Raw genomic sequence first — 26,891 nt, forward strand, 5'->3', positions numbered from 1 at the left:
GGGGGGTTGGCATACCGTTGGGTCGTCCAGGTTGCGTGCGAGAGGCGGCCATTTTCCACGCTACGCTGAAGACTGTCTTAGCCCATCTGTTACTGGAGATTTGCGGGTTTGATAGGCGCGACTATCGCTGCGAATGGTACAGGCTCACCTTGCGAAACTCCCACGGCTCGGCCAGGTCGGGCAGTGTCAGGGCGTCGAGGATACCCAGGCGCTGATACTCCGGGTGCTGGAAGTCCCGAACCCGGGAATCGGCGACCAGCGCTTCGCGGCCGCGTGTCAGGAATTGATCCAGCAGCGGCAGGTTCGCCCGGTCGTACAGCACATCGGCGACCAGGATCAGGTCAAACCGGTCGGCTTCGGTGAAGAAGTCTTCTGAATAGCCCAGTGTTACGCCGTTGAGTTCGGCATTCGCCCGGCAGGCAGCCAGGGCCAGCGGATCCAGGTCGCACGCCACCACTTCCAGCGCTCCGGCCTTTACCGCGGCAATCCCGGCAACACCCGAACCTGCGCCGAAATCCAGCACCCGCTTACCCGCGACCCACTCGGGGTTGGCCGCCAGGTATCGCGCCAGCGCCAGGCCACTGGCCCAGCAAAAGCTCCAGTACGGCGGCTCATGCAGGATGCGCCGGGTTTCTTCGGGGCTGAAGGCGCGGTCCATGTTGTCGGCGTCCAGTAACCACAGCGACAACTCGGTGCCCGGCAGCGGGCAGGGCACCAGTTGGGCGTCGCCGATCAGTTCGCTCAGTGCGCGTTGCAGGTCCAGCGGTGGCGTCATGGTGCGGGAACGAGTTGCAGCGGCCCGGTGGTCTGGGTGATCGCCTGGGTGATGCGCACCGGCGGCAGGTGCAGGATCAACTGGCCGGACTGGCTGGCGCGACCACGCAATTCAACGCGCCCGCCCGCCGGGAACGCTTGCGGGTTGAAGCGCAGGCGGAAGGCCAGGGGCTTGTTGTTGCCGATCAGCACGCTGCTGGCCAGCAGTTGTTGCGGGCGCGAACGGTCGTCGATCACCAGCAGCGCCAGTTCGACTTCGGCACCCGCCGGTATACCGTTCAATTGGCCGCTGACTTCACGCTGGTAGGCGGGCAACGGGCCGAGATCTTCTTCCACACCCGGCAGTTTTTTCTCTTGTTGCGGTGCCGGAGCCGGCGCCGCAGGTTTTGGGGCATGGCTGCTGCAGGCGACCAGAAAACCGAGCAACGTGAGCAAAACAAGTGGTCGTAACTGCATGTACGGCTCCAGAAAGGACAAAATCCGTGGCTTAAAAAATATGAAACATAATAGTCAGCCTATATACCGTAAAGGCTATGGCTTGTCTTGCCACAGGGATGCGCTACCATGGCCCTCCCATTTTTTGTTGCCTGCCACCATGCACTGTCCCTTCTGCGGTGCCAACGACACCAAGGTCATTGACTCGCGTCTGGTCGCCGAGGGCGAACAGGTGCGTCGCCGGCGTGAATGCCTGGCCTCTGGCTGCGGTGAACGTTTCACCACCTTCGAAACCGCCGAACTGGTATTGCCACGTCTGATCAAGACCGACGGCAGTCGCCAGCCTTTCGACGAAGAAAAACTGCGCGCCGGAATGCAGCGCGCCCTGGAAAAACGCCCGGTGAGTGTCGAGCGGCTGGAAGCGGCGCTGGTGCACATCAAGCACAAGCTGCGCGCCACCGGCGAGCGCGAAGTCAAATCCCTGGTGGTTGGAGAACTGGTGATGGGCGAGCTGCAAAAGCTCGACGAAGTCGCCTATATCCGTTTCGCCTCGGTGTATCGACGCTTCCAGGACCTCAACGAGTTCCGCGAAGAGATCGACCGCCTGGCCCGTGAGCCGGTAAAAGAATGAACCCACCTTCGGCAGAACAAGCGGTACTCGACGCCCATTACATGGCCCGTGCCCTGGAACTGGCGCGCAAGGGCCTGTACACCACCCACCCCAACCCCCGGGTTGGCTGCGTGATCGTGCGTGACGGGCAGGTTGTCGGCGAAGGCTGGCACGTGCGCACCGGCGAACCCCATGCGGAAGTCCACGCCCTGCGGGCTGCGGGCGACAAAGCCCGGGGCGCCACGGCCTACGTGACCCTTGAACCGTGCAGCCACCACGGGCACACACCGCCCTGCGCCGATGCCTTGGTGAATGCCGGCCTGTCCCGTGTGGTGGCAGCGATGCAGGACCCGAATCCGGAAGTCGCCGGGCGTGGCATGCGCCGCCTGGCCCAGGCCGGGATCGAGACCCACAGCGGCTTGCTGGAAAACGAAGCGCGGGCGCTTAACCCGGGCTTTCTCAAGCGCATGGAGCATGGCCTGCCGTTTGTGCGGGTCAAGTTGGCCATGAGCCTGGACGGTCGCACCGCGATGGCCAACGGCGAAAGCCAATGGATCACCGGCCCGGCCGCCCGTGCCGCTGTGCAGCGCCTGCGTGCCCAGGCCAGTGTGGTGCTGACCGGCGCCGACACGGTGCTGGCCGATGGTGCTCGCCTGACCGTGCGCGCCGCCGAGCTGGGCCTGGATGAAGAAACCACCGTCCTGGCGATGTCCCGTCCGCCGCTGCGTGTGCTGATCGACGGCCGCCTGCGGGTGCCGCTGAATGCGCCGTTCTTCAAGGCTGGCCCCGCGCTGGTCATCACCTGCGTGACGCCGGACAACCAGTACCCCACAGGCCCCGAGTGCCTGGTGGTGCCGGGTGTCGACGGCCAGGTCGACCTGCGTTCCGCGCTGGTGGCCCTGGCGGCCCGTGGTGTCAACGAAGTGTTGGTGGAAGCGGGCCCAAGCCTGGCGGGTGCCTTCGCCCAGCAAGGGCTGGTGGACGAGTACGTGATATTCGTCGCCGGCAAGTTTCTTGGCTCTGCCGCCCGGCCTTTGCTGGACTGGCCGCTTGAGAAACTGGCCGACGCCCCCCAACTCAAGATCACTGAAATGCGCGCTGTGGGAGATGACTGGCGAGTCACTGCCATCCCTCTGCCATCAGCGAGCGTATAATTCCCGGCCTGCGCCACGTCTTCAGGAGAACGGCATGTTCACCGGCATTATCGAATCCATCGGCAGCATCCGTGCAATGACCCCAAAAGGCGGCGATGTACGCCTGCTGGTTGAAACCGGCAAGCTCGACCTGGGCGACGTCAAACTGGGCGACAGCATCGCCGTCAGCGGTGTGTGCCTGACCGTCATCGAGTTGCCTGGCAACGGCTTTGCCGCCGATGTCAGCCGGGAAACCCTGGACTGCACCGCGATGAACGACCTCAAGAGCGGCAGCCCGGTGAACCTGGAAAAAGCCCTGACCCCGACCACACGCCTCGGTGGGCACCTGGTCAGCGGCCACGTCGACGGTGTCGGCGAAGTGGTTGCCCGCAGCGAAAACGCGCGTGCCGTGGAATTTCGCATTCGCGCACCGAAAGAGCTGGCCAAGTACATCGCCCACAAAGGCTCGATCACCGTCGACGGCACGAGCCTGACGGTGAACGCCGTGAATGGCGCCGAATTTGAACTGACCATCATTCCCCACACCCTGAGCGAAACCATCATGGCGTCGTACCAGCCGGGTCGCCGGGTGAACCTGGAAGTGGACTTGCTTGCCCGTTACCTGGAGCGCCTGTTGTTGGGCGATAAGGCCGCAGAGTCTGACTCTCTTCAAGGGCCCGCCGGGAACATCACTGAAAGTTTTTTAGCCGCTAACGGCTACCTTAAATCCTGACCCAAGGGGGTGCCGCGTGGCGCTCAACAGCATCGAAGAACTGGTTGAAGACATCCGCCAAGGCAAGATGGTCATCCTCATGGATGACGAAGACCGCGAGAACGAAGGCGACCTGATCATGGCCGCCGAGTGCTGCCAGCCGGAACACATCAACTTCATGGCCAAGCACGCCCGTGGCCTGATCTGCATGCCGATGAGCCGCGAGCGCTGCGAGCTGCTGAAGCTGCCGTTGATGGCGCCGCGCAATGGTTCCGGGTTTGGCACCAAGTTCACCGTGTCCATCGAAGCCACCACCGGTGTCACCACCGGCATCTCCGCTGCTGACCGCGCCCGCACCGTACAAGCCGCTGCCGCGAGAGACGCCAAGGCCGAAGATATCGTCAGCCCGGGCCACATCTTCCCGCTGATGGCCCAGCCGGGTGGCACCCTGGCTCGCGCTGGCCACACCGAAGCGGCCTGCGACCTGGCGCGCATGGCCGGTTTCGAGCCGAGCGGTGTGATCTGCGAAGTGATGAACGACGACGGCACCATGTCCCGTCGCGCCGAGCTGGAAGAATTTGCCGCGCTGCACAACATCAAGATCGGCACCATTGCCGACCTGATCCACTACCGGATGATCCACGAACGTACCGTTCAGCGGATTGCCGAGCAGCCGCTGGACAGCGAACTGGGCCAGTTCAACCTGGTGACCTATCGTGATTCCGTGGAAGGCGACGTGCACATGGCCCTGACCCTGGGCACCATCTGCGCTGAAGAGCCAACCCTGGTGCGGGTGCACAACATGGACCCGCTGCGGGACCTGCTGATGGTCAAGCAGCCGGGGCGCTGGAGCCTGCGGGCCGCGATGTCCGCGGTGTCCGAGGCCGGCAGCGGTGTGGTGTTGCTGCTGGGCCATCCGCTGGACGGCGACGTGCTGCTGGCGCATATCCGCGAAACCGCCGACCACGCGCCGGTGAAAAAACCGACCACCTACAGCATCGTCGGGGCCGGTTCGCAGATCCTGCGGGACCTGGGCGTACGCAAAATGCGCCTGATGAGTGCGCCAATGAAATTTAATGCCATATCCGGTTTCGACCTGGAAGTAGTAGAATACGTGCCCTCCGAATAAAGGCCGGCGTTGTTTGCCCCTTGTTCGCGGTTCAAATATCACTGAGGGGCGCGCACTAAGCGCGTCCCGGCTCTTTAAGAGATTTGTCGAATGACCCTGAAGACCATCGAAGGTACCTTCATCGCCCCCAAAGGCCGCTATGCCCTGGTGGTTGGCCGCTTCAACAGCTTCGTGGTTGAAAGCCTGGTAAGCGGTGCCGTGGATGCCCTGGTTCGCCACGGTGTGAGCGAAAGCGACATCACTATCATCCGCGCTCCTGGCGCCTTCGAAATTCCACTGGTTGCGCAGAAAGTTGCACAGCAGGGTGAATACGCGGCGATCATCGCCCTGGGCGCGGTCATTCGTGGCGGCACTCCGCACTTCGAATACGTGGCTGGCGAATGCACCAAGGGCCTGGCCCAGGTGTCCATGGAGTTCGGCGTGCCGGTCGCCTTTGGCGTGCTGACCGTTGATTCCATCGAACAAGCCATCGAGCGTTCCGGCACCAAGGCCGGCAACAAAGGTGCTGAAGCTGCCCTGTCCGCCCTGGAAATGGTCAGCCTGCTGGCGCAGTTGGAGGCCAAGTGATTAGCGACGACAGCGATCAGTTCAACCCCCAGGACCCGCGCCCGGCAGACGCCGGCAAGCCATCGAAAAGCGAAAAGCGTCGTTCGGCCCGCCAGCTCGCGACCCAGGCTTTGTACCAGCGCCACATGGCGAAAACCTCGCTGAACGAAATCGAGGCGCAGTTTCGCGTCGACAACGATTTCAGCGCGGCCGATGCCAGCTACTTCCACGACATCCTGCACGGTGTTCCGGCCAACCTGGCGGAGATCGACGCTGCACTGACGCCGTGCCTGGACCTGGCGATCGAAGAGCTGGACCCGGTTGAACTGGCCGTACTGCGCCTGTCCACCTGGGAACTGCTCAAGCGCGTCGACGTGCCTTACCGCGTTGTGATCAACGAAGGGATCGAACTGGCGAAAGTCTACGGTTCCACCGACGGTCACAAGTTCGTCAACGGCGTGCTCGACAAGCTGGCCCCGCGCCTGCGTGAAGCCGAAGTGAAGGCGTACAAGCGCTAACTGGCGCTTGCTGACGCAATGGGCGAGTTTGAGCTGATCCGCAACTACTTCGCCGCCGCGCCCTGTGCGCAGGGCGGCGAAGGCATTGCACTGGGGATTGGCGACGACTGTGCCTTGCTGGCTGTTCCTCCCGGGGAACAGCTGGCGATTTCTACCGATACCCTGGTGGCCGGCGTGCATTTTGCCGACCCCTGCGATCCGTTTCTGCTCGGCCAGCGCTCGCTGGCCGTAGCAGTCAGCGATCTGGCGGCCATGGGCGCCAATCCCCTCGCGTTTACCCTTGCCCTCACCACCCCGACGGTTGATGCCGATTGGCTGCAACGCTATGCCCAGGGCTTGAACGCCATGGCGCAGGTTTGTGGCGTGGTTCTGGTAGGTGGCGACACCACCCGTGGGCCGCTGAGCCTGACCATGACCGTGTTTGGCCGGGTGCCGGCGGGCCAGGCCTTGACCCGCAGCGGCGCGCGGCCCGGCGACTTGCTGTGTGTGGGCGGTGAGCTGGGTAACGCAGCGGGCGCCTTGCCGCTGGTGCTGGGGCAGCGCACGGCGGAGGCGGCTATCGCCGAGCCGCTGCTGGCCCATTACTGGTCGCCGCAACCGCAGTTGGCGCTGGGCTTGGCGTTGCGGGGCAAGGCCACGTCTGCCATGGATATTTCCGACGGCCTTTTAGCTGATTGCGGGCATATCGCCAAGGCGTCGGCTGTCAGCTTGTTGATCGAGCAGCAAAAACTGCCGTTGTCCGCCGCCTTGCTGGCGTTCGTCGGTGAGGCGGATGCCCGGGTGGCCGCGTTGAGCGGGGGGGACGACTACGTACTGGCGTTCACCTTGCCGCCCGCCGAACTGGCGCCGCTGTTGGCCGCCGGTGTACCGGTCCATGTAATCGGCCGGGTCGAGGCGGGGCAGGGCGTTACCCTGCTGGATGCGTCTGGCCAGGACGTCACGCCGGCCATTCGTGGCTATCAACATTTCTGAAAGGCATAGAACCAAGCTGAAGGCCAATCGAACCTATTGATCTTTATCAGCGATAATTCAGCTTAAGCGTCTGTAGGAACCTACTGTTACAATCCCTCCCCTGTGAAATCTGAAATCAGGAGCACAAGGTGCCCGTCGTTTTCGTCGCCGCTTCCAAGCTGCCAACCCCTTTTGCCACGTTCACCATGAATGGCTTTCTTGAAGAAGCCACCGGGCGCGAACACGTTGTTCTCAGCCTCGGTGACGTGGCGGACGGTGCCCCGGTCCTCGGTCGCGTGCACTCCGAGTGCCTGACCGGTGATGCGCTGTTCAGCCAGCGCTGTGACTGCGGCTCGCAACTGGAAGCCGCCCTGCAGGCCATCGCCCGCGAAGGCCGTGGCGTGTTGCTGTACCTGCGTCAGGAAGGCCGTGGCATTGGCCTGCTGAACAAGATCCGCGCCTATGAGCTGCAAGATGGCGGCGCCGACACTGTGGAAGCCAACGAGCGCCTCGGTTTTGCCGCTGACCAGCGCGACTATGGAATCTGCCTGCCGATGCTCCAGCACCTGGGCGTCAAATCCCTGCGGCTGATGACCAACAACCCGCGCAAGGTCAAAGCCTTGACCGACATGGGCATCACCGTCGCCGAGCGCGTGCCGCTGCACACCGGCCACAACCCGCACAACAAGCTCTACCTGGCCACCAAGGCCAGCAAGCTCGACCACATGATGGGCAACGAGCACCAGGGCGAGGCCGATCGGGCGTGACGCGCGGCCAGGTCAAGCGGCGGCTGTCGTTTAACTGGTGGCAATACCTGGCGTTGGCGCTGGCACCGTTGTTTGTGATCAACCTCGTGTTTGGCAAGGCCGAGCCTTTGCTGCCGGTGCTGGCGATGCCGTTTTTTATCGCCGGCGTAGCCTCGATGTTTGTCAGCCTGCGTTACTTTCACGGCTATAAACACGCGCTGATCGCCACCGGCAAAGCCCTCGATACCCCTGAAGAACCGGCTGCCTGGATCACCCTCGCGGCCCGCCGTCGTGTGGCGTTGCTGGTGGCTGCACTGCCGGCCTGGGTCGGCGCGCTGGCAGTGTTTGTCGGGCTGGAAGCGGTGCCGCTGTTTCTGTTGGCATTGTCGACCCTGGTGCTGTTCTACCTCTACCGCATCCCGCGCCAGTTGGGTTGATGCGCGTCTGGCTGGCGGTGTGGCTGCTGGTTGTCGCGGCCCAGGCTGCGGCGGTCGAGCGGGTGGTCAGCCTTGCGCCTTCGTTGTCTGAAATCGTCGTTGAACTGGGCGCCGCCGATTTGCTGGTGGGCGTGCTGGATGGCGGCGAGCGGCCACAGGCGTTGGCGAACGTGCCGTCTGTGGGCAACTACGGGCAGTTGGACATGGAGCGGCTGCTCAGCCTCAAGCCCGACCTGATCCTGCTTTGGCCCGGCAGCGTCGGCCCGGGCCCGCGTGAACAGCTGCAACGCCTGAACATCCCGGTATTTGTCGCCGAACCCCACAGCCTCGAACAACTCACCTCACAGGTCGAAACCATTGCCCGGCAACTCGGGCGGGATGACGCCGGCCGGCAATTGGCCGCGCAGTTGCGTCAGCGCTTGGCCGAATTGCGCTCGCGCTATCACCGGGCCGAGCCGTTGCGGGTGTTTTATCAGGTGTGGAACCAGCCGCTGTACACCGTGGGTGGCGGGCAGATCATCAGCGATGCGCTGAGTGTGTGCGGCGCGCGCAATGTGTTCGATGACCTGAAATTACCGGCACCGCAGGTCAGCATTGAGTCGGTGTTGCAGCGTAATCCCGAGGTGATTCTGGCGGGCGATCAAGCGCAGCTGGATGCCTGGAAAGCCTGGCCCCAGGTGGCGGCGGTGGCTGGCGGGCGTTTGCTGGTGGTGCCTGACAAGGGCCTGGAACGGCCCAGCGGGCAGATGCTGCAGGCGGTGGCGCGGTTGTGTCAGGTGATTGCACCGGGGCTGTGAGACCGCTATCGCAGGCACGCCAGCTCCCACATTTGACCGAGTCGTCTGGATAAGCACGGTCCCCTGTGGGAGCCGGGCTTGCCCGCGATGAGGCCGGTGCAGACGACTTAGAGTTCCGGCGTCCAGGTCACCCCGAACATCAGTGCCCGGCCTTCTTCCCGATAGCCATATTGCTGGCCTTGATACTGATACAGCGCCCGGCTGTAGTCCTTGTTCAGCAGGTTATCGAGCTTCATTTCCAGCGTGACTTCATGGTTCACCGCCCAACTGCCCCGTAGCCCCAGCAAGCCATACCCGCCCAGGCGTTGCTGGTTCGCCGCATCGTCGTAGCTGCTGCTCACCGCTTGCCAGCTGGCGCCGACGCCGAATTGATCGAATTGGCGATCCAGGTCCAGGCTCAGGGTGCGCCGGGCTCGACGCGCCAGTGTGCGCCCGGTGTCGCGGTCGCGTGGGTCGATCAATGCAACGGCGAGGCTGCTTTGCCAGCCGAACAGTTCTTGCTTGAGCGCCGCCTCGAAGCCGTTGATGCGTGCGGCGCTGACGTTTTGCGGGCCGTTGCTGGCAAACACGATCGCATCCTGAATATCGGTGCGGTACAGCGAGGCTTCCAGTCGGCTGCTGTCGCTGAGCTGGCTGCGCCATTGCACTTCGTAGCTTTTCGATGTCTCGGGCTTGAGGTTCGGGTTACTGTTTTTGAAGCCGAATTCGTCCGGGTAGTAGAGGTCGTTGAACGTAGGCGCGCGGAAGCCTTCGCTGTAGCTCAGCAACAGATCATTGTCCGGGTTCAGCGGCAGGGTGAAGGTGCCGCTCCAACTGTTGTGGCCGCCGAATTGTTGGTTCTGGTCGCGGCGCAGGCCCAGTTCTGTGGAGAAAGATTGCGCCTGGAAACGGTGCTGGATAAACGCGGCCCTATTCCAGCGACTGTCTTCGGCGAACGCGGTGCTGCTGTTGACCCGGTCCTCGTACCAGTCGCCGCCCAGGATCAGGCTGTTCTGCTCGTTGAGAGTGAGGTCGTTTTGCCAGTTCAGCGCGTTGCGGTAGGTGTTGAACACGCTTCGCTCGGTGCTGAGCTTGTCCCGGGTTTCTTCGCGGTTCTCGCTGTGGCCTGCTTCCAGCCGGGACTTCCACGCGTCATTGATGCGCGCGTCGACATAGCTGCTGACGCTGCTTACGGTGAAGTTGGAATAGGGCTTTTGCTGGAAGCTTTGGAAGGTGGTCGAATCGAAGCGACCGAACGGATTGTCGAATTCGCTTTTGCCACGATTATCCAGCACGTTCACACCCGCTTCGAGGTCATCGTTGAAGGCATGGCTCAGGCTGAAACTGGTGGACTGGTTGCGATAGGCGTCATGGTCGCGGTCGCTGGGGTACGAGGCATACGTGCGATTGATCCCGGCGGTGTCATCCAGGCTGGCGCCGAGGTTGAAGCGGGTTTGCCCGTCGCCGCCGGACAAGCCCAGGCTGCGTTCCCACGTCTGGTTGCTACCAAATCCCACATGCAGGCGGGGTTGCAGGCCGGACTCGTTACCACGCCGGGTGAAAATCTGGATCACCCCGCCAATCGCATCGCTGCCGTAGATCACCGAGCGCGAACCACGCAGGACTTCCACGCGTTCGATCTGCTGGATGTTCAGGTGCTGCAGGTTGCTGTCGCCGGAAGTCGAGTTGCCGATGCGCTGGCCGTCGACCAGCACCAGGCTCTGGGCCGACTTGGTGCCACGAATGTAGACGCTTGCCAGGCTGCCACGGCCACCGGCCTGTGAAACCTGCACGCCGGGCACGCGGCTGAGCAAGTCGGTCACGCTGGTGGGTTGCAGGCGGTCGATGTCGTCGCGGGTGAAGACGGTGTTGGCGGCGCTGCTGTCGTTGCGCGCCTGGACCTGGCGGTTGGCGCTGATCACCACGTCGGGCAGCTTGAGGGCTTGGTCGCGTTCGAAACTGTCGGCGAGCAGGTCGGTGGCGGGCAGTAACAGAAGGGGCAGGGCGAGGCGAAGGCGGTTCATGGGCTGTCCGTAGCATTTGAAGTTGGCATAAAACAAATGTGGGAGCGGGCTTGCTCGCGAAGGCGCAGTGTCAGTCAATGCATCTGTCGACTGACCCAGCGCTTTCGCGAGCAAGCCCGCTCCCACATTTTTAATCGCGTTTCTACAGGCCCAGCAGGGCCATGCGCTGACGAACCGAAGCTTCAATCCCGGATTCATCCAGCCCGCACTCGGCCAGCATCTGCGCCGGCTTGGCATGCTCGACATACACATCTGGCAAGCCCAGGTGCAGCACCGACTTGAGGATATTCTCCCGCGCCAGGAACTCACTGACTGCCGCACCGGCGCCGCCCATGATGGCGTTTTCTTCGATGGTCACCAGCAGCTCATGGCTGCCGGCGATCTCGCGCACCAAGGCCTCGTCCAGTGGCTTGACGAAACGCATGTCTACCACCGTGGCGTCGATCTTCTCGGCCACTTTCAAGGCTTCAGCCAATTGCACGCCGAACACCAGCAAGGTAACGCCGCTGCCCTGGCGGCGGACGATACCCTTGCCGATTTCGATAGGCTCAAGGTCCTTTTCGATCACCGCATTCGGACCATTCCCCCGCGGATAGCGCACAGCCGCCGGGCCGTTGTACAGGTGGCCGGTGCTGAGCATCTTGCGCAGTTCGTTCTCGTCGCTCGGGGTCATCACCAGCATGCCGGGGATGCAGCGCAGGTACGAGAGGTCGAAGCTGCCGGCATGGGTCGGGCCGTCTTCGCCCACCAGGCCCGCACGGTCGATGGCGAACAGCACGTCGAGGTTCTGCACCGCGACGTCATGAATCAACTGGTCATAACCGCGTTGCAGGAACGTAGAGTAGATCGCGACTACCGGCTTGGCGCCTTCACAGGCCATGCCCGCGGCGAAGGTCACCGCGTGTTGCTCGGCGATGGCCACGTCGAAATAGCGCAGCGGGAAACGCTCGCTGAACGCCACCAGGTCGGAACCTTCCTTCATCGCCGGGGTGATGCCCACCAGGCGCGGGTCGGCGGCGGCCATGTCACACAGCCATTCGCCGAACACACCGGAATACTTTGGCCCGCTGGGCTTCTTCGGCGCGGCGGCCGGGGCGTTCAGCGGTTCCAGCTTGGTGATCGCGTGGTAACCAATCGGGTCGACTTCCGCCGGGGCGAAGCCTTTGCCTTTCTTGGTCACGATATGCAGGAACTGCGGGCCTTTAAGGTCACGCATGTTGCGCAGGGTGGCGATCAGGGTTGGCAGGTCATGGCCGTCGATCGGGCCGATGTAGTTCCAGCCCAGCTCTTCGAACAGGGTGCCGGGAACCAGCATGCCCTTGGCATATTCTTCGGTACGACGGGCAATTTCCCACGCGCCGGGCAGACGCGAGAGCACCTTCTTGCTGCCTTCACGCATGCTTGCGTAAGTGCGGCTGGAGAGGATTTTTGCCAGGTAATTCGACAGGCCACCGACATTGCGCGAGATCGACATGTCGTTGTCGTTGAGGATCACCAGCATGTTGGCGTCCACTTCCGGCGCGTGGTTCAGCGCCTCGAAGGCCATGCCGGCGGTCAACGCGCCATCACCGATCACCGCAATCGCCTTGCGATCGCTGTTTTGCAGGCGGGCGGCAATCGCCATGCCCAACGCTGCACTGATAGAGGTGCTGGAGTGGCCGACGCCAAAGGTGTCGTACTCGCTCTCGGAGCGGCGCGGGAAGGCGGCGATGCCATCCTTCTGGCGCAGTGTGGCCATGCGCTCGCGGCGTCCGGTGAGAATCTTGTGCGGATAGGCCTGATGACCCACGTCCCACACCAGCCGGTCGTCCGGAGTGTCGAATACGTAATGCAGCGCAATGGTCAGCTCGATGACGCCCAGGCCGGCACCGAAATGCCCACCGGTCTGGCCGACCGTGTAGAGCAATTCCAGGCGCAACTCATCGGCCAGGGTTTCCAGCTCGGCTTCACCCAGGCGGCGCAGGCCGGCTGGCGTGTTGGCACGGTCCAGCAGGGGCGTGGCCGGGCGCTTGCGGGGAATCTCTTGAAACGTCGTGGGCATCAGGCGAATCGTTATAGGTATAGAAGAGGCGGCAGTTTACCTCAAGCATCGCAAACTGCCCACGCAGAGCGCCGAACTTGGCTGATATGCGGTGGAAAAGGCCGCTGTTGTCAGTGGCGACGTTCGACGATATACCGCGCCAGGTCACGCAGTGGCTCGGCAGCCGCGTCGAAAGGTCGCAGGGCATCCAGGGCCTGGTCCCGCAGCTCCAGGGCGTACGCCTTGGCGGCTTCCAGCCCGAGAAGCGAAGGATAAGTCGGCTTGTCCCGTGCGATATCAGCACCCTGGCGCTTGCCGAGGGTCGCGGTATCGCTTTCAACGTCGAGAATATCGTCCTGCACCTGGAACGCCAGGCCGATGGCCCGCGCGTAGGTTTGCAGCGCCGCCAGTTGCGCCGCTTCGGCACGGCCACTGGCCAGGGCGCCGAGGTGCACGGCGGCCTCGATCAGCGCGCCGGTCTTGTGGCGGTGCATGTATTCCAGGGCTTGTTGATCGAGCTTCAAACCGACCGAGCCCAGGTCAATCGCCTGGCCGCCGACCATGCCGGCAGGCCCTGCGGCCAGCGCCAGCGCGGTAACCATGCGCAGACGGATCTCGGCGTTGACGCTGCTCAGGCGCGGGTCCAGCAGGGCGCTGAACGCCAGGCTTTGCAGGCCGTCACCGGCGAGAATCGCGCAGGCTTCATCAAAGGCTTTATGGGTAGTGGGTTGGCCGCGACGCAGATCGTCGTCGTCCATCGCCGGCAAATCGTCGTGTACCAGGGAGTAAGCGTGGATCAACTCCACCGCACAGGCGGCGCCGTTGGCTTCCTCCGCCTGGGCGCCGAGGGCTTCACAGGCCGCATAGGCGAGCAACGGGCGAACCCGCTTGCCACCGTTCATCACGCTGTAGCGCATAGCCTCATACAGACGGTTCAGCTCGGGGCTGGGCGCAATAAACAGCGGTTCCAGCGCAGCATTGACCCGGGCCTGGCTGCCGGCCTGATAAGCGTCGATCATTCAGGCTGTTCCGCATCGAAAGGTTCTTCGGCCAACTCCCCATCGCGTTCCAGCAACACCTGGACCTTCTGCTCCGCCTGCGCCAGGGCGCTCTGGCAGTCGCGGGTCAGGCCGATGCCTTGCTCGAATGCGGTCAACGAGTCTTCCAGCGACAACTCGCCGTTCTCCATCCGCTCGACCAGGGTTTGCAGGTCGGCGAGGGATTGTTCGAAATCGAGTGCAACTTTTTTGCGGGCCATGGCGGCTATTCCGGTAGACGGTAAACCGGCGCGACACTAGCAGACATGGGGGATTGGGGCAAATGAGTGGGGGGATTTGCCTTGAAAATCAATCGCCTTGAGTGTTGATTTGATAGCGGGTGCTGCGGCCGCCGCCGGGTAGCCGAACCAGGCAGTTTTTTTCCAGAAGATCGGCCAGATGTCGGGTCGCCGTGGCCTTGGACACTTTGGCCACTGCCTGATACTGGGCGGCGCTGATCCCGTGCTCAAAGCCCTTTTCGCCACCGTCGAGCAGGCGATTCAAGACTTTGGTCTGTTCGGCGCTGAGTGCGTGGTCCCGATGCTGCTGCCAGAAGCGGGTTTTGCCCAGCACCCGGTCAATCCGCATCATGGCCTGCTGCAAGCTACGAAGCAGCGTTTGCAGGAACCACTCAAGCCAATCGGTGATATCCAGCGTGGCCTTTTGACTGGTTTCCAGTGCACGGTAATAGCCCGCCCGGTCTTCAAGGATGCTCGCCGACATCGCGTAGAAGCGGATCGCTTGATGCTCTGCCTGGGCAAGCGCGAGGTCGGTAATCGCCCGCGTCAGACGACCATTACCATCATCGAAGGGATGCAGGGTGACGAACCAGAAATGCGCCAGGCCTGCGCGCAGCAATGGGTCAAGGGCCGCATGATTCCGGCTGGCTTCAAACCATTCGATGAAATCGTCCAGCGACTGCTCCAGTCCTTGGCGGGGTGGGGCCTCGAAATGCACAGTGGGTCGGTCCAGTCGTCCCGACACAACCTGCATGGGCTCATCCCCCCTTAGCGCGCCTACGTTCAAGCCGTGGGTGGAAAAGCGGGCTTCCTCGGCGGGAAACAACCATCGATGCCATTTGAATAGACGGGTGAGGGTAAACGGTTGAGCAAACTGTTGCGTGGCGTCCAGCATCAAGTCAGCCAGACCCTCGCTGCGTCGGCTCACTGAGCCGTCTTGCAATTGCTCCAGGCCCAGGCGTCGGGCCAAAGAGGAACGTACGGAACCCACATTCAGTTGCTCACCCTCGATTGCCGAGGAGGTCAGAATGTTTTGCAGCAACGCATCCAGTTCATTCTCTGAGCTCTGGGCCTGGCTGACCGAACCGAGCATGCCCAGCAACTTTCCTTGCGCCTGCGTGCACTCTCGCAACAACGCTGCAAGGCGCTCTGGTTGCCAGTGAAAGTGCGGCCAGTCGGGTTGTTGCCAGATCCAGTTCGGGTGATCCATGGGGGCATGCTCTGTGCGTGAGCCGAATAGGAGGCTTATTCGGCTCATTTGGTGAGCCGATTGTGTGAGCTATTCGGCTCACTGTCCAGTCAGCTGCGCACATCAGGTACAGCGCCGCCTCATCATTGGCCAGCAGGATCGCCTGTTCCATAACCTTTGGCGCAGTACTCGCCAGCTCCATCGATTCGCTGGCTGTCGCCCCCAGGCTTTCAAACAGCTTGCCGGCGTCCTTGAAGATCTCCTGCACTTGCTTGATGGCGTCCCACACGCCGGTAATCGCCGTCCAACTTCCCGCCAGCACGCCATTGCCAATCGCGCTCGAAGTGGACCTTTCCCAGTGCGGCCGGAAACCACTCCATTTTTGCGAAGCTTTTTCTGTTGCGAGCCGCTGCCCGGTACTACGTAAAACAGCGGTTCAGCTCATTGACGGCAGTGGCGTTTTCAGTGGTGCGGTGCATTGGCCCTGAGCATCCTTGAGACTGGCCTCAAACTCGACCAGTCCTCCATGCATCTTCTGCAATGCCTCGATCTGCCGCACCAACTCCTGCTTCTTGTTGGCGATCGCCTTGTCCGCCAGGCCCCAGGGCAGCCCATCACCGTGATGCCCACCCAGAATCGCCTGCAACTCCTTGAGCTTGAAACCCAACTGCTGGGCGCACTTGATGAACGTCAGCAGTTCGACACTTTGCGTGGAGTAAATTCGATAACGACCTTCCCGCTGCGGCGGCGGCAACAGGCCGATGGCTTCATAGTGACGAATCGCTTTGATGGTTGTGCCCGACAGTTGCGCGGCTTTGCCGATGTACATGAAAAGTCCTTTTCCCAAAGAGTGCGCCGGCCTGTTTCAGCCACTGTTCCCGCTGTGCTGGCGTAGAGCCCAACACCGGCCCGAACAGCAACGTCTTGATCGGCTGAATGCCACAAAACGCCAGTGTTGTCTTGCGCATCTGATGCAGCGCGGGCATGCGGTAGAACCACCTGTAATACCACGCTGGCGTGTCCAGGGTCACCAGCAAATGCGCAGTTCGGCCCTTCAGGAGTTTGTCGGGGAAGGCTTTGCCTTTGCGGTATTTGAAGGCGAAACCAGACAGGAGAATTCGGTCGATAAAGCCCTTCATCAAAGCCGGGATGCCACCCCACCAGATGGGGAAGACAAACGTCAGGTGATTGGCCCACAGGATGTCGGATTGAGCGTTGAGCAGGTCGGGTTCCAGAGGCTGGGCCTGGTTGTAGCCGTTGTGGAGGATAGGGTCGAAAGCCAGTTCACCCAGACGCAGGATGCGTACTTCGTGGCCGGCGTTTTTGGCGCTGGTGATGTAGGTGTCGGTGAGGGCCGAGCAGAAGCTGGTGCTGGAAGGGTGGCCGAGGATGACCAGGATGCGTTGGCTCATGGTGGTGCGGTCCTGAAAACTGGGGTTTCAGGGTGAGGTGTGACCTTAGGGGGAGAGTCAAGAAGATGCAGTGATTGGGAATGGCCAGGAAGACTGATCCCTTTCATTTGCAGGACGTTTCCTAGAGAATTCCAAGCGCTTGCGCCAGCAAAATCCCGCGACTAGTCTGCGTTCCGTCACTGCATATTCGGTGATCGGGTTTAGTCGCCCGGATTCGATTGGCGCACGATCAGTTCATGAGTCAGGCCGTTTTTCGCCTGCACTTTTATGGTGGCTGTGCGCAGGGCGCCCTCGGGCGCGCCGGGTTTCCAATCGACCGGTCGACTAACCTGCGTACAGCTGCCGCCTTCGTTTAGTCGCGAGGAGTGGTGGCTCCAAATGTTTGATTGGAGATTTACCATGGTCAAAGTTACCCCCGATCCACCCGCATTCCATAAAGCCTTACTCCGCGACACTGATGCCTCGCGTCGAGTGATCGATCACTACCTTAAAGCGCCGGACGCGCAGCCTTCACCCACCCCGTTTACCGTTGATGACGAACTGAGTTTCGAAGATGCCCTGGCCCATGCTGTCGAGTTATTGCATTGCGCCGTGGCAACCGCCCAGGCGTCGACCGAGCCGCTGAATGGCGCACAGCGGGCGGTGATGCATTTGGTGGAAATGTCGAAGGTGGTGGTGGATCGAGCGCTGGACTGTTTGCAGCCGAGGTGAGGACCTTAAGCCTACGCTGAGGTTGCGATGCATTTGGTCAGCGATCTACTGACCAAATGCTCATCATCCTGGCTCAGGGGCGGAAATCCCGGCAGACGATCGCCATGGATTAAAGCGGTCTCCTCAGGCGTATGGCTTGAAGTCATTGCTGTCGCGAGTGAGTAGCTGCATCAGTTTGGGATGGATGAAGAGCTTTTCCTTGCCAACCTGAACCTCTTGCAGAACGCCGATGGCGACTAGTTCTTTGAGGTAACGGGAGGCTGCTTGACGCTGGGCAATCTGTTTGTCGACGACGTTGCTGATGCGGCAGTAGGGCTGTTCGAAAATGACGTCTACCAGCTCGCGGGAATAGGTTTTCGGCAACTGCTCACGAACAAACTGGGTGGTGTGCTCGGACAGGCTGCGAATAGCGGCAATTTTTGCACAAGTCCAGCGTGCTGTTTCTTCCACAGCGCTGAGCATGTACAGCAGCCAAGGCTCCCAGGCTTGTTCGCGAGTGACATCAAGCAACAGGCGGTAGTAATCGGCTCTATGGGCAATGATGTAACGGCTAAGGTAGAGAATCGGTAGATTCAGCAGGCCTTCCTGGATCAGGTACAGGGTGTTGAGCACTCGCCCGGTACGGCCATTGCCGTCGGTGAATGGGTGAATGGCTTCGAATTGATAGTGACTAACCGCCATACGTACTAATGGATCCAGGTCGGTCTCGTTGTGCAGGAAACGCTCCCAGTTGGCGAGCATGTCACGTAAGCGATCTTCGCCTTCCGGTGGGGTATAGATGATCTCGCCGGTTCGGTCGTTGGCTAGCTGGACTCCTGGCACCCGGCGTATATCCATGTTCACGCCTTTAAGCGTGCGGCAGATTTCGACTGCAGTACCGGTGGAGAGTGGGCGGTCGGCCAACGATTGATAACCTTTCTGCAGGGCTTTGCGGTAGCGCAGTGCTTCCTTGGTCGCTGGGTCTGCGTGGCTATCTCCATCCTGAGCATGCTGAAAGAGCAAATCCGTGGTGGTGACGATACTTTCGATCTCTGAGCTGTCCTTGGCCTCCAGCAATGGAATGGTGTTGATCAGCATTGTCTGGTTAGGGATCAGCTCAGCCGCTTGCTTCAATTCGGCCAGGGCTGTGCGGGCCTCAATGCAGCGTTTGAGCACTGCATGGGTTTCCAGAACAGTTGCCGGTGGCAAAGTGGGAAGCTGGTTGTAGGGCTTGTCATCCTGCCAGGGAAGGTGGGATGCGGTCATGGATGGGGCTCGGTCTTTGACTTATCCGTCTAAAGGTAAGAGGGGCTCATCAGGGCGCCCTTTCGTGGCGTCAGTGTAAACATGCGTGCACTACGTGTCGCTATATTTTGATTTCTGCGACACGTCTTGATGTCATGTCGTTGGTAACGACAGGTATGCGAAACGTGTTCTTGGAACGGGCTTTTAGCGACGTATCAGGCGAATGTCCTGAGGATGGAAAAGACGGCTTGCGTGCCTTGGAGCGGTTGGCGCGTTCTCAAATAGCTCGATGCCTGGCAGGTGTAGCGCATTTCTTCCAGGCATTAAAAAGCCGGCTTGTGGCCGGCTTCTCGGGGACTGGTTCAGCTTATTTTTGGTAAACCTCACCAGCCTTCAAATCGTTCACCCAGGCTCACACCCGGGTGATAAGGGGCATCAGCGGGAACTCCTCCGCACCGCCAGGCAGGGCGGACCGGCTTCACGCCAACCCCCTGCCAAATGTGCGGCGGATAATACCCACATTCGCCTCAATTTCCCAGCTCCGGATCCGATTTAGAGCCTTCGTAGCCCAATAAATGCGCATCCAGCGGCACCGGCGGGCGGCGGTTATTCAGTGTCGCCCACCAGAACACCCAACCCAGAATCTCAAAGTTCTGCTCATGCCGCTGCTCATAGGTCAAAAACTCGTCCGGATGCTCGGCGCTGTTGTGGCTACGCATCCGCAGGCCACCTCCTGGACGGTTGTAGAGGTATTTGATCCGCAGCATTCCGTCGTGCTCTACCGCGTAGATTTCGCCATCGATGATCTGTTTGCGACCACAGTCGATGGCAAGGGTACTTCCGTCCTGGATGATGTCGATCATGCTGTTGCCGACCATGTAGGCCCCGAGCGCCCGCTCCGGGCTTACACCGATGGCTTCAAGGGTGTGCAGGGAGAGGCGGATGCTTTCGGTCGAGGTGAAGGTGGGGTGGAGGGGGATCTCCACGTCGATTTTTACCGGGCCCGAGACCGGGTGGGTGATGTAGTTGCCGCTGGTCTCGCGGGCGATACGGTGGGAGGTGTCTGCATCGGATCCTTCCAGCAGGTAGTTGGCGGGTGGATGTTTGGGGCCTTCGCCTGTGCGCAGCCAACGGCTGGTGACGCACAACAGTTCTGCGAACTCGTTGAGCCGGCCCATGGGGACGCCGCGTTTGAACCAGTTGTTTACGTGTTGAGGCGTAACATCGCGGTTCTTGGCGAAGTCGGAAGCGGAAAGATGAACTTCCCGTAATAGCGCTCTTAAGCGATCACCTGATGTATTCATAAACGCAGAGTTTACTGGCCGTAAAATCAGATCAAATAAACCATGCGTTGAGTTGCTGTATGTAGGTGTTTCCTTATCGCAGGACTATTCTGCTAGTTGATTAAGCTAGTTAAACAATTGCTGTAAATATGTTTATTAAAGTAGCCGGATGTTTATGTTTTTCCCACAAAAAAAGCCCCGATTAATCGGGGCTTTTTCAGAGCGAATAGCGGTATCAGCCTTTGTAGGCAGCGACCGACTTCATGATCTCGGCGCGGGCGGCGTCTGCATTGCCCCAACCGTCGATCTTCACCCATTTGCCTTTTTCGAGGTCTTTGTAGTTCTCGAAGAAGTGTTTGATCTGTTCCAGCAGCAGTGGCGGCAGATCGGTGTATTCCTTCACGTCGACATACAGCTGGGACAGCTTGTCGTGTGGTACTGCGATAACTTTGGCATCGCCGCCGCCGTCGTCAGTCATGTTCAGGATGCCGACCGGGCGGGCGCGGATAACCGAGCCTGGGGTAACCGGGTAAGGGGTCACGACCAGCACGTCGAGGGGGTCACCGTCGTCTGCCAGGGTGTTGGGGATGAAACCGTAGTTGGCCGGGTAGAACATCGGGGTGGCCATGAAACGGTCAACGAACAGGCAGTCGCTGTCTTTGTCGATTTCGTATTTGATCGGCGCGTGGTTGGCCGGAATCTCGATGGCGACGTAGATGTCGTTCGGCAGGTCTTTGCCAGCCGGAATCTTGCTGTAGCTCATTGGGCGTTGCCCCCGTAGTTGGCCATGGAACATGGCCGGATTGGCCTAAAAGTGGCGGCGATTATAGGCATATTCTGACGCCGATGCCATGCGTCAGACGTCGTAGTGCGCTTGGCGTTCCGTCTGATACCGCACGTCGCCGGCCTGCAGTTGGTGCAGGCGCGCCAGGGGATCCTGACGGTAGAAGTGGCTCAGTTGCTCGTACACCTGTGGATAACTGCTGACCAGTAAATCCGGGGCACTGAAGAAATATTCGCTGGTGACGGCAAAAAACTCGGCCGGGTTTTCCGCGGCGTAGGGGTCGATGGCCGTTTCGGCGTCAGGGTTGCGGTCGAGCTGGCGGTTGAGGTCGTCGAAGGCGCTTTGCATGACGCTGGCCCATTCCTGCACGCGCATGTCGTGGTGCAGGGGTGGCAGGCCGTTGGCGTCGCCGTTGAGCATGTCCAGCTTGTGGGCCAGTTCGTGAATGACCAGGTTGTAGCCTTCCCAGTTGCCGCTGGCCAGTACGCCGGGCCACGCAAGGATCACCGGGCCCTGTTGCCAGGCTTCGCCGCTGTGCTCGCCGTCCCACTCGTGCTCCACGCCGCTGGCGTCGCGATGGCGCTGCGGGCTGAGGAAGTCGTCGGGGTACAGCACGATCTCGTGGAAGCCCTGGTACCAGTCGAGGTCGCCAAGGTTCATCAGCGGCAGCTGTGCCTGGGCGGCGAGCAGCAGGCGCTGTTCCTGGTGCAGTTCGACGCCGGGCAGGGCGGTGAGGTGTTTTTCGGCGAGGAACACCACGCAGGCTTCCCGCAGCCACTGGTCTTGCTCGGCAGTGATGCCGTCGAGGAACGTCAGGTGATGGCGCACCCGCTGCCACGTTTCATCGGCAATCGGGTGCTTGGCCAGCAGGCGCCGGCGACGCCAGGCGCTGAGGGACCACATCGCAGGTTACTGCGGCTTGGCTTCGGTGGAATTGCGGCCAAAGCGGCTGCGGAACACACCGATGATCATCGGTACCAGCGACAGCAGGATGATGAACACCACCAGCAGCGACAGGTTTTTCTTGATGAACGGCACGTTGCCGAAGAAGTAGCCCAGGGTTACCAGGCCGCCGACCCAGAGGACGGTGCCGAACACGCTGAAACCGAAGAAGCGCGGGTAAGGCATCTTGGCGATGCCGGCGACGAACGGTGCGAAGGTCCGCAGGATCGGCAGGAAGCGCGCCAGGGTCACGGTTTTGCCGCCATGCTTGTCGTAGAAATCGTGGGTTTTTTGCAGGTAGTCGCGGCGGAAGATCTTCGAGTTGGGGTTGCTGAACAAGCGTTCCCCGGCCGTTCGTCCGATCACGTAGTTGGTACTGTCACCCAGGATGGCCGCGAGCATAAGCAGGCCGCCCAGCAATATCGGGTCCATGCCGCCGCCCGCTGCAACAGCGCCGGCGATGAACAGTAAGGAATCACCCGGCAGAAACGGCATGACCACCAGGCCGGTTTCGCAAAAGATAACCAGGAACAGAATGGCGTAGATCCACACTCCGTAGTTTCTCACCAGCATGTCGAGGTACACGTCGAGATGCAGGATAAGGTCGAGCGGGTTGAAATCCATGGAGGGCACCTGTGTGAATGGCCTGGCTCAGCGGGCCTGTGCGGAGGCTTCGGGTAATAAGGGCTACAAGGTTGTGGCGTATTTCTTACGACCCTGAAAGGTCCGCATTATACGGATAGAGTTGTGAAAAGCGTGCTGGTTTTGTAGCGGGGAATGTCGCGACTTCGATCTGATTGTAGACACAGCGTCAGTGTGGGAGGGGGCTCCCACAACAGATGTATGAGGTTTGGTTAATAGTTGTCAGTCATCGCTGATCGCAAGCACGTAGTTCTTGAACTCGGTGTCTTCCCGAAAACCGATGGACTCATAGGTTTTCTGCGCCACCTGGTTGTCGCTGCTGGTGGACACACGCAGGCGCACGGCTTGAGTTTCCTTGGCCATCTTCTTCGCGGTACGCATCAGGTTGTCGGCCACCAACTGCCGGCGTGCGTCTTCGGCGACGTAGATGTCGTTGAGGATCCACACCCGCTTGAGGGACAACGATGAAAAGCTTGGATACAGCTGGCAAAAGCCAAGCAGTTTCTTGTCGTCATCGTCGGCCAGCGCCAGGTAGATCACGGACTCCTTGCGGCGCAGGCGTTTTTCCAGGAAGGCGCGGCTCGAATCAGGAAACGGCAGCGCGCCGTAAAACTCGCGGTATTTGACGAAAAGCGGGGTCAACAGGTCCAGGTGTTCCAGGGTCGCTTGAGTAATCCGCATGCCAGGCCTCAACTTCCAAATGGGGTATGACCACACAAGCGGCCGTGTCTCGATGCTGCCTAAAGCAGAGAAAAAGCGCAATCGTGCAGGGATCAGTCCTTCGGTGGGCTGAGCAGGAAGTTTCCTTTCATCAGGTCGGGATCATCCGACTCGAGGGTTTGTACCTGCGCTTCATCCTTGAGGTTGACCCCCGACAACTGCCGGCGACAGGCCTCCCGCATCAAGTAAAGCAGGCGGTGAGCGGCCATGCCGTAGCTCAAGCCTTCCAGGCGCACATTGGAGATGCAGTTGCGGTAGGCGTCAGTGAGACCGACCTTGGGGTTGTAGGTGAAATACAGCCCCAGGCTGTCCGGCGAGCTGAGCCCCGGCCGCTCGCCGATCAGGATCACCACCATTTTTGCCCCGAGCAACTGGCCGACTTCATCCGCGACGGCGACACGGCCCTGTTCCACCAGAATCACCGGTGACAGCGACCAGCCTTCAGCGTCGGTTTGTTCCTCCATGCGTGTAAGAAACGGCAACGTATGTTTATGCACCGCCAGGGCCGACAAGCCATCGGCCACCACCACCGCCAGGTCCACGCCGCCGGGGTTGGCTTCGGCATAGTCCCGCAGGGCCTGGACGGATTCATCACTGAGGCGGCGCCCAAGGTCCGGGCGTTGCAGGTAGCTGTGGCGGTCGACGGCGGCGCTGTGCAGCAACAGGCTGTCGCGGCCGCGCTCCGCCAGTTGGCTGCTGAGTCCTGCATGATCAAACGGCAGGTGTACCGCGTCGCGGGCCTGGGCATGGGCGAACTGGAAATCCAGCTGAGCGCCGGTAGGCATGCTGGTGCCGGTGCGGCCCAGGGCAATCCGCGCCGGGGTCAGGCGCCGCAGCTCAAGCCACGGGTTGTCCACGTTGTTTTCCGGGGTGTCGATGTGCACGGGCGGTTCCTTCTTCATCCCAGTTGCGCCAAGGCGTGGCGGAATGCCGGTGGCAGGCTGTTGCCGAAGTGCACCTTGCCGTCGGCTTGCGTGAAGATGCCCATTTTCGCCAGCCACTGTTCAAACTCCGGTGCCGGCTTTAAACCCAATGTTTGGCGGGCGTACAGCGCGTCGTGAAATGAAGTGGTCTGGTAGTTGAGCATGATGTCGTCGGAGCCCGGGATGCCCATGATGAAGTTGATCCCGGCCACGCCCAGCAGGGTGAGCAGGGTGTCCATGTCGTCCTGGTCGGCTTCGGCATGGTTGGTGTAGCAGATGTCGCACCCCATGGGCACGCCCAGCAGCTTGCCGCAGAAGTGGTCTTCGAGGCCGGCGCGGATGATCTGCTTGCCGTTGTACAGGTACTCGGGGCCGATAAATCCTACGACCGTGTTCACCAAAAACGGCTTGAAATGCCGGGCGACGGCATAGGCGCGGGTTTCGCAGGTTTGCTGGTCGACGCCAAAGTGTGCGTTGGCCGACAAGGCGCTGCCCTGGCCGGTTTCGAAATACATCAGGTTTTGCCCGAGGGTGCCGCGGTTCAGGCTCAGGCCCGCATCGTAGCCTTCCTGCAGCACGCTCAGGCTGATGCCGAAACTGGCATTGGCCGCCTCGGTGCCGGCGATCGACTGGAACACCAGGTCCAGCGGCACGCCACGGTTGATGGCTTCGATGGAGGTGGTGACGTGGGTCAGCACGCAGGCCTGGGTCGGGATTTCATAACGCTGGATGATCGCGTCGAGCATTTCCAGCATCGCGCAGATCGAGGCGATGCTGTCGGTGGCCGGGTTGATGCCGATCATGGCGTCGCCGTTGCCGTAGAGCAGGCCGTCAAGAATGCTCGCGGCGATACCGGCCGGCTCATCGGTGGGATGGTTGGGCTGCAGGCGGGTGGACAGGCGCCCGCGCAGGCCCATCGTGCCGCGGAACTGTGTGACGACGCGGATTTTCTGCGCCACCAGTACCAGGTCCTGCACACGCATGATCTTCGACACGGCGGCGGCCATTTCCGGTGTCAGCCCGGGCGCCAGGGCGCGCAGGCTCTGTTCGTCGGCCGCGTCGCTGAGCAGCCAATCGCGTAATCCGCCGACGGTCAGGTGGCTGACCACGGAAAACGCCTGTTTATCGTGGGTATCGATAATCAGCCGGGTGACTTCGTCGCTTTCGTACGGGATCAACACTTCTTCGAGAAAGTGCTTCAACGGAATGTTGGCCAGGGCCATTTGCGCCGCGACCCGCTCGCCATCGTTCTGGGCGGCAACACACGCCAAAAAATCCCCGGAGCGGGCCGGGCTGGCCTTGGCCATCACGTCCTTGAGGCTGTCGAAGCGGTAGGTCAATGCACCGACCGCGTGGGAAAAGCTTGCCATACAGAGTCTCCTTGTCGACGCGGGCTGAATGTGAGTAAAGCGCCCGCGTCGAGGTTTATGGCAGTTAGTGCAAGGCGGCCTCTGCGGCCTGGATCGCCGCAAATTCTTCTTCCGGCGTGCCCGCTACCAAGTGATGCCGACTGTAGAAAGCAAAGTAAGCAATTAATACTCCATAGATGATCGCGGCGCCAATCACCACGCGCGGATCCACCAGAAAGCCCGCCACAACGGCGATGCAGGCCAGTACCAGGGCGACGCCCGAGGTGAAGATGCCGCCCGGAGTACGGTAAGGGCGGTCCATTTTGGGGCGGCGGATGCGCAACGTGATGTGCGCGGCCATCATCAGCACGTAGGAAATGGTTGCGCCGAATACGGCGACCAGGATCAGCAAATCGCCTTGGCCGGTCAGCGACAGGCCGAACCCGATGATGCCGGGGATCACCAGGGCCAGTACCGGTGCCTTGCTTTTGTTGGTCTGCGACAGCTTGCGCGGCAGGTAGCCGGCGCGGGAGAGGGCGAAGATCTGCCGGGAGTAGGCGTAGATGATCGAGAAGAAGCTCGCGATCAGCCCGGCCAGGCCCACCAGATTGACGAAGTGGCCCATCCACGTGGAGCCGCCGTAGGCTTTGGACAAGGCTTCCACCAGCGGATTGCCCGATGCCATCAACGCGTAGGCGCCAGCACCGCCGGGGGCGATCACCAAAATCAGCAGGGCGAAGCTGGTCAGCACCACAATGGCGCCGATCAGGCCGCGGGGCAGGTCGCGTTTGGGGTTCTTGGTTTCTTCAGCGGCCAGTGGCACACCTTCGACGGCCAAAAAGAACCAGATCGCATAGGGAATCGCCGCCCAAACGCCGACATAACCGAAGGGCAGGAAAGAGCTGGCGCCCTTGGCCTCGGTCACCGGGATGTCCAGCAGGTTGGCGACACTGAAGTGCGGCACCATCGACACCAGGAACACACCCAGGGCAATCGCGGCGACGGCGGTAATCACAAACATCAGCTTCAGCGCTTCACCCACGCCGAAGATGTGGATGCCGATAAAGATGATGTAGAACGCCAGGTAGATCATCCAGCCGCCAATGCCGAACAGCGACTCGCAATAGGCGCCGATAAACACCGCGATGGCGGCGGGGGCGATGGCGTATTCGATAAGGATCGCGGTGCCGGTGAGGAACCCGCCCCAGGGGCCGAACGCGCTGCGGGCAAAGCCGTAGCCGCCGCCGGCGGTAGGAATCATGGAAGACAGTTCGGCCAGGGAGAAACACATGCACAGGTACATGGTGGCCATCAGCAGTGTGGCGAGGAACATGCCGCCCCAGCCACCCTGGGCCAGGCCGAAGTTCCAGCCGGCGTAGTCGCCGGAGATGACGTAGGCAACACCGAGACCGACTAATAGTACCCAGCCGGCAGCGCCTTTTTTCAGTTCCCGTTGTTGGAAGTATTCGGTGCCGACCTTTTCAAAGTCGACGGAAGACCCGGACGCCGGAGCGCCATTCGGTTCGCTGGGCATGATGGAATCCCTTTCTTATTGTTTTATCCCGGCTTACTTAAGTAAGCCGAATGAGTAGCAAGGTCTTGTGAAGATCAAGTGTGGGAGCGGG

The 26,891-nt window shown here is 61.2% G+C and carries 29 protein-coding genes; 11 read left to right on the plus strand and 18 right to left on the minus strand.

The annotated features are described in order from the left end of the window. Positions 1-121 precede the first annotated feature (121 nt). Together HX824_RS27275 and HX824_RS27280 are read right to left on the minus strand one after the other, a co-directional pair. Positions 122-775, minus strand: a complete 654-nt coding sequence (locus HX824_RS27275; RefSeq protein ID WP_177051298.1) for a methyltransferase — start codon at positions 773-775, stop codon at positions 122-124. Then, positions 772-1,230 carry a YbaY family lipoprotein gene (locus tag HX824_RS27280; protein WP_003209991.1) on the minus strand — a complete coding sequence of 153 codons (459 nt, stop codon included), beginning with the start codon at positions 1,228-1,230 and terminating at the stop codon, positions 772-774. Before HX824_RS27280 ends, HX824_RS27275 begins: the two co-directional genes overlap by 4 nt. A gap of 139 nt (positions 1,231-1,369) precedes the next feature. On the opposite strand from HX824_RS27280, the gene nrdR reads away from it, so the two are divergent. The 10 genes from nrdR to HX824_RS27330 all read left to right on the plus strand — a co-directional run bounded on the left by nrdR (position 1,370) and on the right by HX824_RS27330 (position 8,788). Next, positions 1,370-1,840, plus strand: coding sequence for a transcriptional regulator NrdR (gene nrdR / locus HX824_RS27285; protein ID WP_003209990.1), 471 nt, complete (start codon positions 1,370-1,372; stop codon positions 1,838-1,840). After that, the gene (ribD, locus tag HX824_RS27290; protein WP_177055592.1) at positions 1,837-2,973 is read left to right on the plus strand and encodes a bifunctional diaminohydroxyphosphoribosylaminopyrimidine deaminase/5-amino-6-(5-phosphoribosylamino)uracil reductase RibD; all 1,137 of its coding nucleotides are present in this window, start codon (positions 1,837-1,839) and stop codon (positions 2,971-2,973) included. Before nrdR ends, ribD begins: the two co-directional genes overlap by 4 nt. A 34-nt stretch (positions 2,974-3,007) precedes the next feature. Continuing rightward, positions 3,008-3,685, plus strand: a complete 678-nt coding sequence (locus tag HX824_RS27295) for a riboflavin synthase (protein ID WP_177055594.1) — start codon at positions 3,008-3,010, stop codon at positions 3,683-3,685. 16 nt (positions 3,686-3,701) lie between these two features. After that, positions 3,702-4,793: a bifunctional 3,4-dihydroxy-2-butanone-4-phosphate synthase/GTP cyclohydrolase II gene (gene ribBA, locus HX824_RS27300; protein WP_177055596.1), complete on the plus strand. Its 1,092-nt coding sequence runs from the start codon at positions 3,702-3,704 to the stop codon at positions 4,791-4,793. 90 nt (positions 4,794-4,883) lie between these two features. After that, complete coding sequence (gene ribE, locus HX824_RS27305) at positions 4,884-5,360, plus strand: 6,7-dimethyl-8-ribityllumazine synthase (RefSeq protein ID WP_003209986.1); 477 nt, start codon at positions 4,884-4,886, stop codon at positions 5,358-5,360. Beyond that, on the plus strand, positions 5,357-5,857 hold the full coding sequence (gene nusB, locus HX824_RS27310; protein ID WP_003209985.1) for a transcription antitermination factor NusB: 501 nt from the start codon (positions 5,357-5,359) through the stop codon (positions 5,855-5,857). Before ribE ends, nusB begins: the two co-directional genes overlap by 4 nt. An 18-nt stretch (positions 5,858-5,875) precedes the next feature. Further along, on the plus strand, positions 5,876-6,829 hold the full coding sequence (gene thiL, locus HX824_RS27315) for a thiamine-phosphate kinase (RefSeq protein ID WP_008436495.1): 954 nt from the start codon (positions 5,876-5,878) through the stop codon (positions 6,827-6,829). Positions 6,830-6,957: 128 nt separating this feature from the next. Next, the gene (gene ribA, locus HX824_RS27320) at positions 6,958-7,575 is read left to right on the plus strand and encodes a GTP cyclohydrolase II (RefSeq protein ID WP_003209983.1); all 618 of its coding nucleotides are present in this window, start codon (positions 6,958-6,960) and stop codon (positions 7,573-7,575) included. After that, positions 7,572-7,991, plus strand: coding sequence for a nuclear FMR1 interacting 1 family protein (locus HX824_RS27325; protein WP_008436498.1), 420 nt, complete (start codon positions 7,572-7,574; stop codon positions 7,989-7,991). Before ribA ends, HX824_RS27325 begins: the two co-directional genes overlap by 4 nt. Beyond that, the gene (locus HX824_RS27330; RefSeq protein ID WP_177055598.1) at positions 7,991-8,788 is read left to right on the plus strand and encodes a cobalamin-binding protein; all 798 of its coding nucleotides are present in this window, start codon (positions 7,991-7,993) and stop codon (positions 8,786-8,788) included. The genes HX824_RS27325 and HX824_RS27330 overlap by 1 nt, the downstream gene beginning before the upstream one ends. A gap of 107 nt (positions 8,789-8,895) precedes the next feature. Here HX824_RS27330 and HX824_RS27335 read toward each other — a convergent pair whose 3' ends face one another. The 7 genes from HX824_RS27335 to HX824_RS27365 form a co-directional block, all read right to left on the minus strand. Continuing rightward, entirely contained in the window at positions 8,896-10,791 is a 1,896-nt protein-coding gene (locus HX824_RS27335; protein WP_177055600.1) for a TonB-dependent receptor domain-containing protein, read from the minus strand. Positions 10,792-10,933: 142 nt separating this feature from the next. After that, positions 10,934-12,832, minus strand: a complete 1,899-nt coding sequence (gene dxs, locus HX824_RS27340; protein WP_177055601.1) for a 1-deoxy-D-xylulose-5-phosphate synthase — start codon at positions 12,830-12,832, stop codon at positions 10,934-10,936. A 110-nt stretch (positions 12,833-12,942) separates the two neighbouring features. Then, a complete protein-coding gene (gene ispA / locus HX824_RS27345) occupies positions 12,943-13,830 on the minus strand; it encodes a (2E,6E)-farnesyl diphosphate synthase (RefSeq protein WP_177055603.1) in 888 nt (295 codons plus the stop codon). Next, positions 13,827-14,069, minus strand: coding sequence for an exodeoxyribonuclease VII small subunit (locus tag HX824_RS27350; protein WP_003209964.1), 243 nt, complete (start codon positions 14,067-14,069; stop codon positions 13,827-13,829). Before HX824_RS27350 ends, ispA begins: the two co-directional genes overlap by 4 nt. 88 nt (positions 14,070-14,157) lie before the next feature. Further along, positions 14,158-15,297 carry a Fic family protein gene (locus tag HX824_RS27355; RefSeq protein ID WP_177055605.1) on the minus strand — a complete coding sequence of 380 codons (1,140 nt, stop codon included), beginning with the start codon at positions 15,295-15,297 and terminating at the stop codon, positions 14,158-14,160. Between the two features lie 415 nt (positions 15,298-15,712). Continuing rightward, the gene (locus HX824_RS27360) at positions 15,713-16,105 is read right to left on the minus strand and encodes a MerR family transcriptional regulator (protein ID WP_177055607.1); all 393 of its coding nucleotides are present in this window, start codon (positions 16,103-16,105) and stop codon (positions 15,713-15,715) included. Then, a complete protein-coding gene (locus HX824_RS27365) occupies positions 16,044-16,688 on the minus strand; it encodes an NAD(P)H-dependent oxidoreductase (protein WP_177055609.1) in 645 nt (214 codons plus the stop codon). Before HX824_RS27365 ends, HX824_RS27360 begins: the two co-directional genes overlap by 62 nt. 399 nt (positions 16,689-17,087) lie before the next feature. Here HX824_RS27365 and HX824_RS27370 point away from each other — a divergent pair, with 399 nt between their 5' ends. Beyond that, on the plus strand, positions 17,088-17,399 hold the full coding sequence (locus HX824_RS27370; RefSeq protein ID WP_177055611.1) for a DUF6124 family protein: 312 nt from the start codon (positions 17,088-17,090) through the stop codon (positions 17,397-17,399). A gap of 123 nt (positions 17,400-17,522) precedes the next feature. Here the strand turns inward: HX824_RS27370 and fic are convergent, their stop codons facing one another. From fic to eat, 9 genes are all read right to left on the minus strand, one after another. After that, positions 17,523-18,644, minus strand: coding sequence for a protein adenylyltransferase Fic (gene fic, locus HX824_RS27375; RefSeq protein ID WP_177055613.1), 1,122 nt, complete (start codon positions 18,642-18,644; stop codon positions 17,523-17,525). A 506-nt stretch (positions 18,645-19,150) separates the two neighbouring features. Next, complete coding sequence (locus HX824_RS27380; RefSeq protein ID WP_087692357.1) at positions 19,151-19,927, minus strand: XRE family transcriptional regulator; 777 nt, start codon at positions 19,925-19,927, stop codon at positions 19,151-19,153. A gap of 214 nt (positions 19,928-20,141) precedes the next feature. After that, positions 20,142-20,669, minus strand: coding sequence for an inorganic diphosphatase (gene ppa, locus HX824_RS27385; protein WP_003176323.1), 528 nt, complete (start codon positions 20,667-20,669; stop codon positions 20,142-20,144). A gap of 93 nt (positions 20,670-20,762) precedes the next feature. Beyond that, positions 20,763-21,593 (minus strand): zinc-dependent peptidase, encoded by an 831-nt coding sequence (locus HX824_RS27390; protein ID WP_008436519.1) that lies wholly within the window; start codon positions 21,591-21,593, stop codon positions 20,763-20,765. Between the two features lie 6 nt (positions 21,594-21,599). Beyond that, positions 21,600-22,256 (minus strand): DedA family protein, encoded by a 657-nt coding sequence (locus tag HX824_RS27395; RefSeq protein WP_008436520.1) that lies wholly within the window; start codon positions 22,254-22,256, stop codon positions 21,600-21,602. 240 nt (positions 22,257-22,496) lie between these two features. Then, positions 22,497-22,955 carry an N-acetyltransferase gene (locus HX824_RS27400; protein WP_003219389.1) on the minus strand — a complete coding sequence of 153 codons (459 nt, stop codon included), beginning with the start codon at positions 22,953-22,955 and terminating at the stop codon, positions 22,497-22,499. A gap of 92 nt (positions 22,956-23,047) precedes the next feature. After that, positions 23,048-23,896, minus strand: coding sequence for an ethanolamine ammonia-lyase subunit EutC (gene eutC, locus HX824_RS27405; protein ID WP_177055615.1), 849 nt, complete (start codon positions 23,894-23,896; stop codon positions 23,048-23,050). Next, positions 23,893-25,287: an ethanolamine ammonia-lyase subunit EutB gene (locus HX824_RS27410; protein ID WP_177055617.1), complete on the minus strand. Its 1,395-nt coding sequence runs from the start codon at positions 25,285-25,287 to the stop codon at positions 23,893-23,895. Before HX824_RS27410 ends, eutC begins: the two co-directional genes overlap by 4 nt. Before the next feature lie 64 nt (positions 25,288-25,351). Then, complete coding sequence (gene eat, locus HX824_RS27415; protein ID WP_003219395.1) at positions 25,352-26,800, minus strand: ethanolamine permease; 1,449 nt, start codon at positions 26,798-26,800, stop codon at positions 25,352-25,354. Positions 26,801-26,891: the final 91 nt, after the last annotated feature.

Source organism: Pseudomonas sp. D4002, from assembly GCF_013385665.1.
Taxonomy (GTDB): domain Bacteria; phylum Pseudomonadota; class Gammaproteobacteria; order Pseudomonadales; family Pseudomonadaceae; genus Aquipseudomonas.